At 72.7% G+C, this 15,444-nt stretch carries 9 protein-coding genes; 2 read left to right on the forward strand and 7 right to left on the reverse strand.

The window, feature by feature from the left end; translation table 11 throughout:
- From L0H79_RS05875 to L0H79_RS05905, 7 genes are all read right to left on the reverse strand, one after another.
- Positions 1-984: a MoxR family ATPase gene (locus L0H79_RS05875; protein WP_301483635.1), complete on the reverse strand. Its 984-nt coding sequence runs from the start codon at positions 982-984 to the stop codon at positions 1-3.
- 97 nt (positions 985-1,081) lie between these two features.
- On the reverse strand, positions 1,082-7,411 hold the full coding sequence (locus L0H79_RS05880) for a fibronectin type III domain-containing protein (RefSeq protein WP_301483636.1): 6,330 nt from the start codon (positions 7,409-7,411) through the stop codon (positions 1,082-1,084).
- On the reverse strand, positions 7,408-8,124 hold the full coding sequence (locus L0H79_RS05885) for a hypothetical protein (RefSeq protein WP_301483642.1): 717 nt from the start codon (positions 8,122-8,124) through the stop codon (positions 7,408-7,410). The genes L0H79_RS05880 and L0H79_RS05885 overlap by 4 nt, the downstream gene beginning before the upstream one ends.
- Positions 8,125-8,265: 141 nt before the next feature.
- Positions 8,266-9,987: a serine/threonine-protein kinase gene (locus tag L0H79_RS05890; RefSeq protein ID WP_301483637.1), complete on the reverse strand. Its 1,722-nt coding sequence runs from the start codon at positions 9,985-9,987 to the stop codon at positions 8,266-8,268.
- Positions 9,984-11,624 carry an FHA domain-containing protein gene (locus tag L0H79_RS05895; protein WP_301483638.1) on the reverse strand — a complete coding sequence of 547 codons (1,641 nt, stop codon included), beginning with the start codon at positions 11,622-11,624 and terminating at the stop codon, positions 9,984-9,986. Before L0H79_RS05895 ends, L0H79_RS05890 begins: the two co-directional genes overlap by 4 nt.
- On the reverse strand, positions 11,621-12,421 hold the full coding sequence (locus L0H79_RS05900) for a PP2C family serine/threonine-protein phosphatase (protein ID WP_301483639.1): 801 nt from the start codon (positions 12,419-12,421) through the stop codon (positions 11,621-11,623). The genes L0H79_RS05895 and L0H79_RS05900 overlap by 4 nt, the downstream gene beginning before the upstream one ends.
- Before the next feature lie 309 nt (positions 12,422-12,730).
- Positions 12,731-14,203, reverse strand: coding sequence for a CCA tRNA nucleotidyltransferase (locus tag L0H79_RS05905; protein ID WP_301483640.1), 1,473 nt, complete (start codon positions 14,201-14,203; stop codon positions 12,731-12,733).
- 130 nt (positions 14,204-14,333) lie between these two features.
- Here L0H79_RS05905 and L0H79_RS05910 point away from each other — a divergent pair, with 130 nt between their 5' ends.
- Together L0H79_RS05910 and L0H79_RS05915 are read left to right on the forward strand one after the other, a co-directional pair.
- Positions 14,334-14,798 (forward strand): NUDIX hydrolase, encoded by a 465-nt coding sequence (locus tag L0H79_RS05910; protein WP_301483644.1) that lies wholly within the window; start codon positions 14,334-14,336, stop codon positions 14,796-14,798.
- Positions 14,795-15,444 (forward strand): DUF6049 family protein (locus L0H79_RS05915; RefSeq protein WP_367652434.1); only part of this gene is annotated, 650 nt, incomplete at its 3' end. The genes L0H79_RS05910 and L0H79_RS05915, both read left to right, overlap by 4 nt.

Genomic DNA, 15,444 nt, shown 5'->3' on the forward strand with positions numbered 1-15,444 from the left:
TCACGCCGTCGCGCGCTCGGCCGGCGGCGTGACCTCGCCGAGGATCTGGTCGATGACGTCCTGCACCGTCGCCCCGGCGAACTGCGCCTCGGCGGACAGCAGCAGGCGGTGCGAGAGGACCGGCTCGGCCAGCACCTTGACGTCGTCGGGGACGACATACGGGCGGCTCTGCGAGGCGGCCCAGGTCTTCGCGCACCGTACGTACGCCAGGCAGCCGCGCACCGACAGCCCGAGCTTGAGCGACGGGTGGCGCCGCGACTCCTCGGCGATCCGGCTGACGTAGCCGAGGATCGCCGGGTCGACGTGCACCTCGTCGGCCAGGCGAGCCATGTCGACGATGACCCCGCCGGCGATGAGCGGTTCGAGCCGCCCCGCCCGGTCGCGCACCTTGGCGTCGGCGAGGACCGCGATGGTCGCCTCGTGGTCGGGGTAGCCGACGCTCGTCTTCATCAGGAAGCGGTCGAGCTGGGCCTCGGGCAGCCGGTACGTGCCCGCCTGCTCGATGGGGTTCTGGGTCGCGATGACCATGAACGGCGCCCCGACCGGGTGGGCCGCGCCGTCGATCGTGACCCGCCCCTCCTCCATGACCTCGAGCAGCGCCGACTGCGTCTTGGGGGAGGCGCGGTTGATCTCGTCGGCGAGCACGATCGTCGCGAAGATCGGCCCGGGGTGGAACTCGAACGCCTGCCTGCTCGGCTCGTAGATCGTCACCCCGGTCACGTCTGATGGCAGCAGGTCGGGGGTGAACTGGATCCGGCTGTGGGTGCCCTGCACGGTGGCGGACAGGGCCCGCGCGAGCTGGGTCTTGCCGGTGCCCGGGTAGTCCTCGAGCAGCAGGTGCCCCTCCGAGAGCAGGCAGGTCAGGGCGAGCCGGGTCACGTGGTCCTTGCCGAGCACGGCCTGCTCGATGTTGCCGACGAGCTGCGTGAACGTCTCGGCGAACCAGGTCACCTGGTCCTGGGTGATGGGGCTGGCCTCTGTCATGGGTGTCGTCTTCCTGTCGTGCCATTCCGTGCTGTCGTATGCCGCTGGGCTGCCGCCGGGCGAGGGCGAACCGGGCGCCTGGTCGGGCATGGCTCCCTCACCCGCCCCACGGGTTTCTCGTGGCCGAGTCGGAGCCGTTGCTGCCCCGGCAGGTCACCTTGACCCAGCCGGTCGGGTAGCCGAAGAACTTGCCCGACGTGTTCCGGCCGTTGGTCGGGTTGTGCCGGCCGCTGGCGCCGTCGTCGGGGGTGTCGTAGGAGCCGTCGCTGCTGTCGAAGGTGCAGACGATGTTGCCGGTGTAGTTCTTCAGCTCGTAGCCGATGTACTGGCAGTCCCCGCTGCTGCAGCCGGGCACGTAGCCGGTGTCGCCGACCCGGTAGACGCTGGACACCTGGGGCTTCGGCGGCGGCGGCTTGTCGGGGGTGCGAGCCGAGGTGATCTTCACTCCCTTGCTCTTGCCGGCGGCGGACTCCGCAACCACCGTGACGGACTTGCTCTCGTCATAGCCGGCCGAGACAGACACCGATGTCGCACCACCGGCAAGGGTCTTGCTCACCGCGCCACTGACCTGGACCCTGCTGATCGGTCGCCCGTTCTCCTGGGTCTTCCAGGTGAAGGTGACGGTGTACTTGCCGCCCGAGCCGGAGATCCGCGAGGCCGTGTTCGTCACCGGCTTCGTCGGGCCGTAGGGGTGGAACGAGACAGACCGCGACCAGGGGGAGCAGCTGCCGGCCGTGTTGCAGGCGCGGACCTGCATCGTCTGGCGGCTCGTGCCGAGGCTCGATGCGCGGCCCCCCGACATCCCGGCCGAGTAGCTCCACGAGCCGCTGCGGCCGCTCGAGGTCCGCCACCGGACCGAGCTGTAGCCGGTCGAGCGCGAGTCGCCGAGGCTGAACGTCGCGTTGGCCGAGTAGTTGGCGCTCGGCGTCGTCACCGACCGGAGGTTGGGGGTCTCGGGGATCCCGTCGGCCTTGTAGGACGAGTAGTTCGCCCGGTTCGAGGTCGCGGGGCCGCCGTTGGTGGCAGTCACGGTGTACTGCACGGTCTGCCCGTTGTAGGGGATCGTGTCGCTGAGCACCCGCGACTGGCCGCCGGAGCGGCTGCCGATGTGGGTCCACTGGCCACCGGAGCCGGTGCGGCGGTAGACGTCGTAGCGCGTGACGGGCGGCCCGTTCGGGTCGACAGCCCCCCACGAGACACTCACCTGGGCGTTGTCTGCACCGACCGTCGGCGTCCGCGGCGAGAGCTTCGGGGCCGGCACGTTGGCCGGCTTGCCGAAGCTCTGCGCCCTGACCTCGGGACCGTAGGGCCCCCACCCGGCCTTGTTGCGGGCCTGCACCCGGATCCGGTACGCGTCGTCGTTGACGAGCCCGGTCAGCACGGCCGAGAGCCCGGGGGCGGTGACCTTGCGCAGGCCCGTCGCACCGGCGTGGCCGCCGATGTTGACGTACTGCACCTGGTACTGGAGGACCTCGCTGCCCTCGTTCCTGGGCGGCGTCCATCGCACCGTCAGCTTCCGGTCGCCCTCGGTGATGTCGCCGACCGAGACGGCCTGCGGCTTCGTGTCGGGCTCCACGACGTTCGACTCCGGGCTCCAGTCGGACCAGCCGACGGCGTTGCGGGACCTGACCGCGAACGTGTACTTCTGGCCGTTCGTCAGCCCCTCGATGGTGCACGGCGAGGCGGTGCACGTCCGGGTCGGGCCGCCCTTGGTCCGCACCTCGTACTGGAGGATCGGCAGGCCTCCGTCGTAGCCGGGCGGGCGCCAGTCGACCCGGGCGCTGCCGCCCTGGACCCGGTCGGCGACGGCGGACGGCGCGCTCGTGGCATCGGGTCGGCTGCGCACCGTCACGGTGACCTGGCCGACCGCGGACGGCCGGCCCGGCGCGTCCGTGGCCCGTACGTCGATCCGTCCGTCGTCTCGGGCGGTGTCCGACGCGGTGACCGTCACCCGGCAGCCGCTCGTGGATACCGCCAGGCCGGTGCCGCTCGAGACCTGGGCCGAGACGAGCTCGCACTGCGGTGCTCCGAGCGGGCTGTCGAGGTACTGCGCGAGATCGACCGTCTCGCTCGTCCCCGCGATCAGACCCTCGACGCGGGCAGGCCGAAGCGTCGCGATCGGAGGGGCGCCTGTGACGCGGACCCGGATCGGGAACGACTCGGCGGCGCCCCTGGCCTTGACCGTGACGACTCCCGTCGCGCCCGCCTTGGCGGCCGGCTTCGCCGCGAGGACCACAGCCCGGCCGCCGGCGTCCTGCTGGGTCAGGTCGACCCGGTCGATGCCCTGCGACCAGCTCGCCTCGTAGCTGGCGGCACCGGGGTCCATGCCGGCCGGGAGCCAGGCGTGGCACAGGCGCGGGATGTCGATGCTGCGAGGCGGTCCGTCGGCGACGAGCTGCACCTCGTAGGCGGGGCAGCGCAGCACGGGCACGTCAGGGCCGATCTGGACCGGAATCGTCACGTAGGCGGTCTGGCCCGTGCTGTCGTCGGGACCCGTGGCGTTCGTCACCTCGAGCATGAGGGCGGCCGGTCCGGCATACGACCCGAGCGAGGTCAGCGTGAGCTGCCTCGCCGAGTCGGCGTGCTGCTGCAGGTGGTCCTTCGGCGAGGTCGAGACGGTGTCGGGCGAGGTGAGCGAGACCGCGCCGCCGCGCGGGTCGACGATGTAGTCGGCGAGGTCGAGCTTGACCGTCGAGTCGGGCGCCATCTTGATGACCTTGCCGGTGGGGACGTAGGGCAGCCCCTTGTTGCCGGCCGGCACGTAGATCAGGGCCATCGCGGTCGCGTCGTCGGCGTCCGCGATGACGTAGGGCACGACCCGAGCCTCGGGACGCAGCGTGATCCGCACCTTGTCCTGCTCGATGACGGCGCCGTCGCCGACGACCTTGCTGACCGTCAGGCTCGCCCGGTCGCCGTCGAGGTCGCGGTCGTTGGCGAGGACGTCGACCAGGACGCTCGTCTCGCCCTGCTTCGGCTCGGCCGTGTCGTCGACGGCGATGGGTGGGTTGTTGAAGTCCTTCTGCCCGCGGACCGTCACCGTGGAGCGGGACGGGTCGAACAGGCCGTTCGTGATGCCGTAGGTCATCACCTTGGCCGGTCCCTCCGGCGGGGCGACGACCTTGAAGGTGTCGTCCTTCTGCCGCGTGAAGTCGCTCAGGACGTCGGGCTCGTTGAGCTTGCCGAAGTCCTCGAACGTCACGGCGTCACCGTCCGAGATGAGGTCGTTTGCGAGCGGGTCGACGTGGACGGTGCGTCCGGGCGCCGCGACGACGTCGTCCTCGACCGCCACCGGCGGCTGCGGGTCGCCCGGCTGCACGACGCCGACCCGGATGAAGCCCTCGCTCGTCGCGCCGAACCGGTCGCGCAGCTGGTAGTGGATGACCTCGGTGCCGGCGCTGCGCGGGTAGGCCTCGTAGCGGACCGTCGCGGCGCCGAAGCCGAGCACCCGACCGTACTCGAGATCGACCGCCCCGCCCAGCTGACCGACGATGCCGCCGACGAACGTGAGGTCGCCGTCGGGATCGACCCCGCTGGTCGGGACGGTGATCGAGATCGCGTCACCGGCCGTGACGCTCGCCGTGAAGCTGCGGGCGGTCGGCGGACGGTTCGGGTTCTTGACCTTGTCCGGCAGCGAGGTCGTGGTCACGGTGACGCGGCCCGTCGCGGCCCGGGCGCGCAGGCCCTCCGGGTGGACGGTGTACTCGAGGGTCGTCGTCTGCGGGGCGGAGACGCTCGCCGGCGGGACGTAGCGCACGACACTGCCGGAGGCGAAGGCCTGACCGTCGCCCTGGACGACCTTGACCCCGGCCGGGTCGAGCTTCAAGGGGATGCCCTCGGTCATCGAGTCGTTGTCGAGGACCGGGATGGTCACGGCGTCACCGGCCCGGACGATCGCCTCGTCGTCGACGACGGTGGGCCGCACGCTCTTGCCCAGCGGTGGCCGCTGCACGAGGGTGAGCTGGCCGACCGCCGACTTCGTCCCGTCGTCGATCGTGTAGGTGACGGTGCCGCGCCGCTCCTGGTGACCGGCCAGCGGCGTCGTCGACTGGACCCGGACGTAGCGGCCCTGGACGACGGAGGTGCGCAGCCAGGCCGCGTCGGTCTGCACCTTCTGCACGACGATGACGTCGCTGCGGGGGCTGTAGTCGTTGCTGAGGACGTCGACGAGGGCCGGTAGCTGGCCACGCAGCACGGCACTGTCCGGGGTCGCGACCGGGGGCAGGTCCTGGCCGGGGTCGACGTACATGTCCACCCGCACGCGACCGACGGCGACCCCGGAGCCGGACTGGGCGGCATACGTCACGGTCGAGGTGCCGGCGCTCTGGCCGGTGACGGTGAGCACCCCCGTGTCGGTGTTCGTGTCGACGACGAGGGAGCCGGGACCCTGCACGTCGGTGGCCAGGCGCAGCCGCGCCCCGGGGTCGGTCGGGTCGGCCCCGGGCACGTCGTTGCCGAGCGGCTGCAGCTGGACCGGCTTGCCGACGACGCCACGGATGACGTCCGGCTGGGTGTGCGGCGCGACGACCTTGTCGTCGTCGCCGAGGACGGTGAGGGTGGCGGTGCCCTTCGCGCTGCCACCGTGGCTGTCGTCGACGACGTAGCCGACGTCCTGCTCGCCGGTCCTGCTGCCGGCCCGGACGGTGAGGGCTCCCGCCGCGTCGACCCCGACGGTCTGGTCGGCGGGCTGGATCTGCAGCGGGTCGTTCTCCCCGTCGCGCCAGTCGGCGATGACGCCGACCGTGACCTGCCCACTCGCGACGACCGGGTAGCTCGTCCTCGCGAGCCTGGCGGTGCCTTGACGCAGCTTCGGTGGGGTGTTGACCTCGGGGCCGACGACCTGCACGGTGACCCGCGCGGTGGCCCGGCCGCTCTTGGCGCCGGTGCCGTTGTTGACGGTGTACTCGAAGGAGAAGCGGTCGCCGGCCGGCTCCTCGGGGAGAGTCACCTGGATCGTCTGGCCGTCAGCGGAGGGCGCCGCCGTGACGCCGTCGACGGTGGGCATGCTCACGTCGCTCGGGGCGATCGAGAGGATCGATCCGGCGCTGTCGGAGTCGTTGTCCAGCACGTGCAGGGTCGAGGTGCGGCCCGGTCGGACCCGCATCGTGTCGGGCCTCGCCTCCGGCGGGGTCCTGGCGACCTGGTCGTCGACGAGGTTCTGGTCCTTGCGCCGGTTCTTGTCGTCGGTCTGGGGCGGCGGGATCACCGAGTCCCAGTTGTCGATCTTGACGTTGTCGTTCTCCACATCCCACACGTCCCCGGTGTCGAGGTCGTTCAGGACGATGAGTCCGCGGTTGACCCGCAGCTTGACGCCGTCGACGCGGGGCGTGCGGACCGTGCCGGGTCCCAGGTCGACGGTGTCGGTCCGACCCTGGCCTGCGCAGTTGCGACCGTAACGGACGATGGCTGCGGTGGCCCACGCGCCGTGGATGCACTCACCGAGGCGGACCGGGGCGGTGAGGAGCACGTCCGCGTCGGGGCGCTCCTGGCCCACCCTGACGCCGGGGGTCTGCCCGGCCGCGTCCGGGCTGATCGGCACACTCGTCAGGCCGGCGGCATCCTCGATCAGGACGTATGGCGCGTCCGGTCCGGGCTGCTGGAGTGCGGCGTAGGCGGGCGCACCGGGGTCGCCACGACCGGCCGAGACCTCGGCGGGCTTCTCGAGGCGGTCGGAGTAGAGCCGCCCGCTCGCCACGTCGAGGACGACCCAGTGGCTGCCGACAGCGGTCACCTGAGCCGACTTGGAGGAGAAACCGAGCGTGGTCAGGGCCGGCTGGGCGAAGCCGGTGGTGATCGGGTGGATGACGGCGAGGACCCCCTTCGCTGCGGAGAGGGCGTAGACGGTGCCGTCCTCACCGACCGCGACGGCGGCGTTGCCGCCGACCGTCGCGACCGGCTTGGCCTGGGTCTGCAGCTGGTCGAGGGCGGTGATGCCGGTGCGGGTGTCGACGCGTTGGGCGTGGACCTGTCCCTTGGCCGGGTCGATCATCGCGATGGTGCCGCCGCGCAGGTCGACCGGGGCCGCCGTGTAGACGCGGTTGCCGGTCGCCGGCTCGGCCCTCGACAGCGAGATCGACTGCGACTCGGCAAGGGTCGCCCCGGCCGGGTCGATGGGTGTGATCTGGTTGCTTGCCCTGGAGTAGCCGACGACGGCGGCGCCGTTCTGGAAGATGTCGAGCCCGGAGCCCGGGGAGCCGTTCGACAGGACACCGGCGTCGAGCTGGCGGGCGGCCTGGTTGATCCGGCCGAAGCGGGCCTGGGCGCTGTTCGTCACCCAGATGCCGCCGTCGTTGAGGTCGGTCTTGCGGACCACCTCGCCGTCGGAGCGGGTCGCGAACCAGACGAGCAGGCCGGCGACGAGGGCGAGCACGAGGGTGCCGGCGATGCCGATCCGGCGGCCGCGCGCGCCACGGGTCACCGCGGGACTCACGGGGTTGCCTTCACCGTGGTCGACGGCGGGTCGGCGTCGAGCAGGTCGAGGTCCTGCTCGACGACGAGCTTCGTCGACAGGGCGTGCTCGACGAGGCGGGCCTTGCGGTTGGTGGCGAGCTTGCCGACGCCGCCGTGCAGGCCGCGGATGCCGTGGTCGGCAAGCTTCTGGCACACGTTGTCCAGCTTGCGGTTGAAGCGGGTCAGAGCCCAGCCCAGCCGCTCTGCCGCCGCTGCCGAGGACGGGATCTGGCTCGTGCCCGCCTCGCGACGACGCAGGAAGGGCTCGCAGAGGGCGACGACGAGCAGCTTCTGGTCAGGGGTCAGGCTCACCCGCCCGACCGTCGCCGCGCCGGTGTCGTCGGGGAACGCGTCGCGGGCCGCCTCTGCGGTGACGCTCGCGAACGCGGGGCTGGCGACGTGGATCTCGAAGTCGTAGGTCGTCGGGCCGGCCGTGAACCACACGACGAGGCGGGGCATCGCGAGCGGGATCCGGGCACCCGGGTTGAGCCACGCCTGGAAGAGGCCCTGGTCGTCGGCGACGGTCGCGGTCAGCGTCGAGCCGGTGTTGGACAGCCACCAGAAACCGTTCTCGTGTGAGATGACGAGGAAGGTACGGTGCAGGTAGGGGTTGTCGTCGATCTCGAGCTCGCCGGAGCGGCCGATCGTGAGCCCCTGCTGCGCGGAGACGGCATGCTCCTCGCCGCAGAACATCACGGTCACCTTGCTGTGGATCACGGTTCAGGTTCCCCTATCACCTGGCGGAAGGTCGAACTGGCGCTCTGGCTGGGCCCACGACGGTGGGCACCGGGCGTCACCGGCTGCGTGCGCGGATGGTCATCGGATGGTCATCGGTCACTGCGCCACCTCGCACTGTGGGTCGGACACGGGCGAGCCCTGACCACCTCGGTTCACCTGGACGACGGCGCACAGCCTGGTGCCCGGCTTCGCCCGAACCGTGTGCCTGGCGGTCTTGACGACGAGCGGGGTGGCACGCTCCGCCTCGCTCGACGACGGCCCGACGTAGAGGCGGAACGTGTCGGTGCCGAGCGGCGACTCGTAGGTCCAGCGGAAGGTGACCGAGCCCGTCCCGCCGTCGGCCTCGAGGACGGGCTTGGTGAAGACGCCGTCGCCGATCGCGCTGTCGTCGCCGGGCATCGAGACGGACCCGACCGGTTGCGGCGGTGTGGCCGGGTCGGTCGTGGCGTCGCCGTCCGGGCCGATCATGAGGAAGACGACCACCCCGAGCAGCGCCACGACGCCCGCCGCCAGGGCCCCGACGAGCACGGGCCGCGCCGCGCGCGTGCCCTCGGCACGGGCGGCGGTGCCGGAGGCCGCCCGCCCGGGCGCGGCGGGGCTCTGGCCGGTGGCGCCCGTGGCCGAACCAGCAACCGAAGCGCGCCGCGTCGTGGTCACGTCCTGGGCGTCGAGCCGGGAGGTCTGTCCGGTGACGACCGGGTCGGTCCTCGCCTGCGAGCGCAGCGGGGCCGCCGAGCCGGCCGACGCGGGGGGGCCCGCCGCCGGACGCGGTGGTGGCGCCATCCGGTAGCCGGTGACGTCGGCCCGGCGGCGGGTGGCCTCCTCAGGGGAGGGCTGGGCGATGACGGTCTGCGGCGCCCTGACCCGGGTGCGGTCCTCGTCCTCGAGGACCGCGCCACCTGGTCCGGACGGCTGGCTCAGCAGGGTCGTGTGACCCTGCTCGTCGAGCACGACGATCGGGGTGCGGGCCAGGCGCTGCTGCTGCTCGACGGCCTGCAGGGCACGGGCGAGCTCGAGCGCCGAGGCGGGCCGTCGGTCCGGCTGCTTGGCCATCGCCTGGGCGAGCAGCCGCTCGAACCCGGCGGGCACCTCCTCGCGGGCGGTCGGTGGCACCGGCGTGCTCCGGATGCGTGGCATGAGGGCGTAGGCGCCGTTGTCGCCGCCGGGCACCTCGAAGGGCGAGCGCCCGACGAGCAACTGCCACAGGGTCGCGGCGAGGGAGTAGACGTCGGCCCGCTCGTCGCCGTTGCTCTGCCCGTACAGCACCTCCGGCGGGGCCCACGGCACGGAGACGCCGACGTCGTCGGTCTGCTCGGCCTCGAGGTCCGCGGTTCGGCGCCCGCGCCCGGCGATGCCGAAGTCGGTCAGGCCGGGGGCGCCATACGCGCTGATCAGCACGTTGCCCGGCTTGATGTCGCGATGGACGATGTGCGCGCGGTGCGCGGTCTCGACGGCGCTCGCGAGCTGGATGCCGGTGCGCAGCACCTCCTCGACGGTGAAGCGTTGCTGCCTGGCCCGCGCCGCGAGGTTCGGCGGGGGGTAGTACTTCATGACGAGATACGGGCGGTGGTCCTCGGAGGTGCCGGACCGGAAGACCTGCACGATGTACGGGTGGTCGCCGAGCTGTGCCATCGTGTCGGCCTCGGTGACGAACTGGCCGCGCAGCGCGTCGGTCAGCCCCTCGGACTTGAGGACCTTGACGGCGACCGGCATCCGCGGGCTCTGCTGCTCGTAGAGGTAGACGTCCGCGTAGCCGCCCGAGCCGAGCGGTTGGACGAAGACGAGCCCGGGGATGCTCGGAGGTGCGCCCTTCCTCACGAACCCACCTCGTAGGTGAAGGACACCTCGTCGGCCATCGAGACCACCGAGCCCGGCTCGATCGACTGCTGGTCCCCCGCGCGGAGCCGGATCGGCGCCTCGCCGGGAAGTGCCACGGTCGTGCCGTTCGTCGTGCCCAGGTCGCGCACCAGGACGTGCCAGCCCTCGACCAGGACCTCGGCATGGTTGCGTGAGACGTCGCGCCCCGGGCTGGCCACCTTGACCACGTGCGGCGCCTCCTGCGGGGCAAGACCCTCGACGGACCTCGGAGCGCGGCCGAGCAGGACGTTGCGCTCGAGCGTGACGACATCGCCGGTCGAGAGGCGCAGCACACCGAGGACCGGGCGCGGCATCCCGAACGGCTCCTGCGCCGGGATCGGCGACCCGCACACTCGACAGCGGTCGGCGTGCGGCGGGCTCGCGTGAGCCGACGTGCACAGCACGGCCATGACCTGGGGGCCGGTGCCACCGTGGGCGGCGGCGTTGCGAGCAGCGTCGCGAGCCGCGATGAGGGCGCGGCGGTCGACGGTGAGCTCGGGGTCCTGCGAGGTGGCGGCGTCGGTCGGCAGGGTGGGCGTCCGGCTCGGCGTGCCCGTTTCCTCGTCGGGTGTCGATGCAGGTGTCGGCGCCGGCTCGGGTGCGAGGGGTGGTGCCGGCGGGACGAGGGGTGGAGCCGGCGGGACGAGGGGTGGAGCCGGCGCCGGGGTGTGGCGCCCGGTGAAGGACGGCACGGGCGGGGCGTCCGTCTCCGCGCGGGAGGTGGCGGTCGCCCACGGCACCGACGAGATGAGGTCACCGGGCCGGCGCCGCACGGGGTGCGGCGCCACGTCGGGCGCCGGTGGCGTCGCTATGTCGACCGCTGGGGACGACTGGGGCTCCTGAGACGGCTGCGGCTCCTGGGCGGCGGCGTCGGGCTGCACCCACTCGGCCGGCTCGTCGCGCTCCACCCCACCGACCAGGCGGTGGTGTTCCTCGGCGGTGATGGTGTGACCGAAGAGGTGGTCGTAGGACGGGGCGGATGACGTCTCGCCCTCCTCGTCGAGCAGGCGGGAAGTGCCGGTCGAGCGGTCATTCGGGCGCGTCGCCGGCTCCGGGTCGCGTCCCCACGTCGGCGACGACCCGGCGGGCTGTGCTGTCGACACCCGCGCGGCACCGAGGGTGGGCACGGTACGGCGGGCCTGAGCGTCGTGGGCTCCCCAACCCTCCTGCGTGCCCGATCGAGCGACCCCCACCGGCCGCTCGGCGGCGGCCTCGTCACGGTCGGCCTCGTCGAGCACGCTCAGGTCCACACTCTCGGGAGGCTCGTCGAGCACGAGGTCGGTCCAGACGCGCGGGCTTGCCGGGCGGACCTTGCGGGCCGAGCCGTCCGCGAGCACGACGCGTGCCACGACCGGGCCGAAGGCGACGATCCTGGTGCGAGGCTCCCAGTGGACGCCCACGAAGTGGTGGGCTCGACGCATCCCGCCGCTCGTCAGGACATCGATGACGTCGTCGAGGTCGCCCCCGTCGGCCGCGTCGCTGGCGGTGAGGGTGCGCTCGTCCTCCTCGTCGAGGGCGATGAGCAGGTGCATCCCCGGACCGCCGATGTGGGTCCACCCGTCGGGGGCTCGCTGGACCGTGACGGACGGCGCGCTCATCCCTGACTTCCTGCTCCCCGATCGACCTGCTCACGGGGGGTCGTGTCCTCCTCCAGGCCCGACTCCTCCCCCGGCAAGGCAACGACGATAGCAGTGACATTGTCTCGAGCCCCCCGCGTGACCGCACACCGAACGAGCTCGTCCGCTGTCTGCTGGGCATCCTCGAGCCTCGTCAGGATGTGTTCCAGCTCCTCGGTCGTCAGCTCGTTGGACAGCCCGTCCGAGCAGATGAGGAAGCGTTCCCCGGCGTACGGCGGGAAGAGCCACGTGTCCAGCGGGGCCATCGGGTCCCGGCCGAGCGTCCTCGTGACGACGTTGCGGCCCGGGTGGTGTCGGGCCTGCTCGACCGTGAGCTCACCGCGCTGGACGAGCTCCCACACCTCCGAATGGTCGACAGTCACCTGACGCAGCCGCCCCTCGAGCAGCCGGTAGACCCGGGAGTCACCGTGGTTGAACACGGCCCAGTGTGGGGACCGGCCGAGGTGGACGAGGGCCAGACCGGCCACAGTGGTCCCCATCCCGGTCTGCTCCGGATGGTGGGCCGCCGAGGCGAGGACCCGGCGGTTGGCCTCCTCGACCTGGGCGACGACATCCCGTGGGTGCAGCACCGTGCGTGCATCGAGCTCGAGGAGGGTCTCGGCGGCGATCCCACTGGCGACCTCACCGGCAGCGTGGCCGCCCATGCCGTCGGCGACGACGAAGACCAACCGGCCCGACCGGGCCGCGTCCTCGTTGTGGGCTCGCCCGCCGACGTGTGAGGTGAGGCCGACCAGGAGGCCGGGCACGGTGAAGTTCACGAGCGTTCCGCGCCTCCCGCGCGGAGGTGTCGCCGCGAGCGGAGGGACGGGATGGTCCGCGGGCGCCACCCGTCGCATGACATGGTGACCACATGCGGGCACACCTGCTGCCCGCTCAGGTGGGGTGTCATGGCGTCCTTTCGACCGAGTCACCGCCGTCCCTGGCACCGTTCGGGCGCCGGTTCGTCGTTGCCTGCAGCGTAGGGCGGTCCGGCGGGACGAGCGATGGGGAGGACTCCCCATCGGGTGGCCGGCGGGCTGCGTCCTCGAGGGGGACGCCCGTTCCGTTCGCGCGGGTCGGGGCGTGCGTCAGTGCGCGCGGGTCGCCCACCAGACGAGCAGGCGCTCCCGGGCGGCGTCCTTGCCGATCGGCCCCTCGTCGAGCCGCACCGACAACAGGTGGTCGTACGCCTCCCCGAGCACGGGGCCCGGCTTGATCCCGAGAGCCTGCGCGATCTCGTGGCCGTCGAGCTCGGGGCGCACCTTGCCCAGCTCCTCCTCGGCGGCGAGCCGGTCGATGCGCCGCTCGAGGTCGTCGTAGGAGGCCGACAGCTGCGCCGCCTTGCGGACGTTGCGGGTCGTGCAGTCCGAGCGGGTCAGCCGATGCAGCCGGCTCAGCAGCGGCCCGGCGTCGGCGACATATCGGCGCACGGCCGAGTCGGTCCACTGCCCGCCGCCGTATCCATGGAAGCGCAGGTGCAGCTCGACGAGCCGGGCGACCTGCCGCGCCGTGTCCTTGTCATAGCGCATCGCCGTGAGCCGCTTGGCCGCGAGCTTGGCCCCGACGACCTCGTGGTGGTGGAAGGACACACCGCCGCCCGGCTCGAACCGGCGCGTCGCCGGTTTGCCGATGTCGTGCAGCAGCGCCGCGAGCCGGAGCACGAGATCGGGTCCCGGGACCGACTCGGGCGGCCCGTCCGGTGCTCCCTCGAGCGCGATCGCCTGCTCCAGCACCGTGAGCGAGTGGTGGTAGACGTCCTTGTGCCGGTGGTGCTCGTCGATCTCCAGACGCAGCGCCGGCAGCTCCGGCAGGAACACGTCCGCCAGGCCGGTTTCGACCAGGAGCGTCAGCCCGGCCCGCGGGTCGGCCGCGAGGAGGAGCTTGCCGAACTCGTCCCGGACCCGCTCGGCGGACACCATCTCGAGGGTGCCGGCCCGCTCGGCCATCGCGGCTCGCACCCCGGACTCGACGGTGAAGCCGAGCTGTGCGACGAACCGGGCAGCACGCATCATCCGCAGCGGGTCGTCGGCGAACGACTCCTCGGGTGGCGCAGGGGTGCGCAGCCGCCGCCCGGCGAGGTCCTCGAGCCCGCCGTGCACGTCGACGAACTCGAGCGAGGGCAGCCGGATCGCCATCGCGTTGACGGTGAAGTCGCGGCGCACGAGGTCGCCCTCGATCGAGTCGCCGAACATCACCTCCGGCTTGCGCGAGGCCCGGTCGTACGTGTCGGCTCGATAGGTCGTGATCTCGAGCATCCGGGGGCCCTTGCGCAGCCCGATCGTGCCGAAGTCGCGCCCGAGCTCCCAGTGCGCGTCGCTCCACCCCTTCGCCACCGCGAGGATGTCGTCGGGTCGGGCGTCCGTCGTGAAGTCGAGGTCGGGCGAGGTCCGCCCGAGGAAGGCGTCGCGCACCGGCCCGCCGACGAGCGCGAGCTCGTGCCCCGCGGCCGCGAACCGCTCCCCCAGCTCGGTGAGCAGCGGCAGCACGGGAGCGAGCCGCGCGACGGCACCCTTGCGGAGGGCGACCTGGGCGGGGCGCGTGGAGAGGGGGTGGTCGGGCACGCACCCAGCGTAGGTGAGCGGCATACGCCCGGATGCCGCCCACCCCGCCCCGTGCGGGCGTGCCGCGCGGCTGGGGCCCACTCCGAGAAGTGCTGGCTAGGGTGGCGCTGTGACCGCCCTGCCGCAGCCGATGCCGACCCCCGGTCGGCGGCTGCCCGCGGTCGAGGAGCGTTCGGCGGGAGGCATCGCGGTGTGCATCCGCGGCGGTCTCGCGTACCTGCCGATCATCGCCCGGCGCAACCGTGCCGGGCGCGTCGAGTGGTGCCTGCCCAAGGGCCACGTCGAGCCCGGCGAGACGCTGGTCGAGACCGCGGTCCGCGAGGTCGCCGAGGAGACCGGTATCAAGGGGCGCGTCCTGGTCGAGCTCGGGACGATCGACTACTGGTTCGCGACCTCGACCAAGCGGGTGCACAAGTACGTCCACCACTACCTGCTCGAGGCGCTGGGCGGCGAGCTCACCGTCGAGAACGACCCCGACCATGAGGCCATCGACGCCGTGTGGAGCCGGCTCGACGAGGTGCACCGGCGCCTCACCTTCCCGAACGAGCGGCGGATCGCCCAGGCTGCCTGGCACCGGCTGGCGGGCGACGGGTGAGCCGGTGGCGGCGGGTCCCGGCAGGGCTCGGGGCCGCGCTCCTGCTCGTGCTCGCCACGGTCGGTGGGGTCGCCGCCGCAGTACCGCTGCCATCGCGCGGCGACGTCCGGGAGGCCGGCCCGCTCCCGGGCGGGCTGCCGGGCGGGCCGCGAGACGGCCCGCAGGTGACCCCGGCCCGGGACCGGGCCCTGGTCACCCTCACGGACGTCAGCCCCGTCGTGGTCGGGCCGGGGACCACCGTGACGATCACCGGGATCGTCACCGCGCCCGCCGACGCGGGGTGGCGCGGCGCCTCGATCCGGGTCGTGCGCGGCACGGTCGCGCTCACCAGCCGCGGCGCCGTGGCGGCCTGGGCGAAGCAGACCGGCGCAGCCCGCGGTTGGGTCGTCGCCACCACGGCGATTCCGGCGGTCGCGGCCGGTCGGAGCACGAGCTTCAGCGTCGACATCCCGTCCGGCCGGGTCGGCTCGCGTGCCCCGTTCGCTGCGGTTCCGCTCTCGATCGAGGTGACCCCGCAGGCCGCGGGCCGGCCGGCTGGGCTCGTGCGCACCTTCCTGGCCTGGCAGTCGCGCAAGGAGTACGTCCCCCTCGAGATCGCCACCGTCCTGCCGGTCGTCGGCCAGCATCTGGTAAAGCCCCGCAAACC

The organism is Intrasporangium sp., from assembly GCF_030452765.1.
In the GTDB taxonomy this organism is placed as follows: Bacteria; Actinomycetota; Actinomycetes; order Actinomycetales; family Dermatophilaceae; genus Intrasporangium_A.

Coding starts and splice junctions, on each gene's coding strand:
- L0H79_RS05875 (WP_301483635.1), bottom strand. CDS start 984: ATGACAGAGGCCAGCCCCATCACCCAGGACCAGGTGACCTGGTTCGCC.
- L0H79_RS05885 (WP_301483642.1), bottom strand. CDS start 8,124: ATGTTCTGCGGCGAGGAGCATGCCGTCTCCGCGCAGCAGGGGCTCACG.
- L0H79_RS05895 (WP_301483638.1), bottom strand. CDS start 11,624: ATGAGCGCGCCGTCCGTCACGGTCCAGCGAGCCCCCGACGGGTGGACC.
- L0H79_RS05910 (WP_301483644.1), top strand. CDS start 14,334: ATGCCGACCCCCGGTCGGCGGCTGCCCGCGGTCGAGGAGCGTTCGGCG.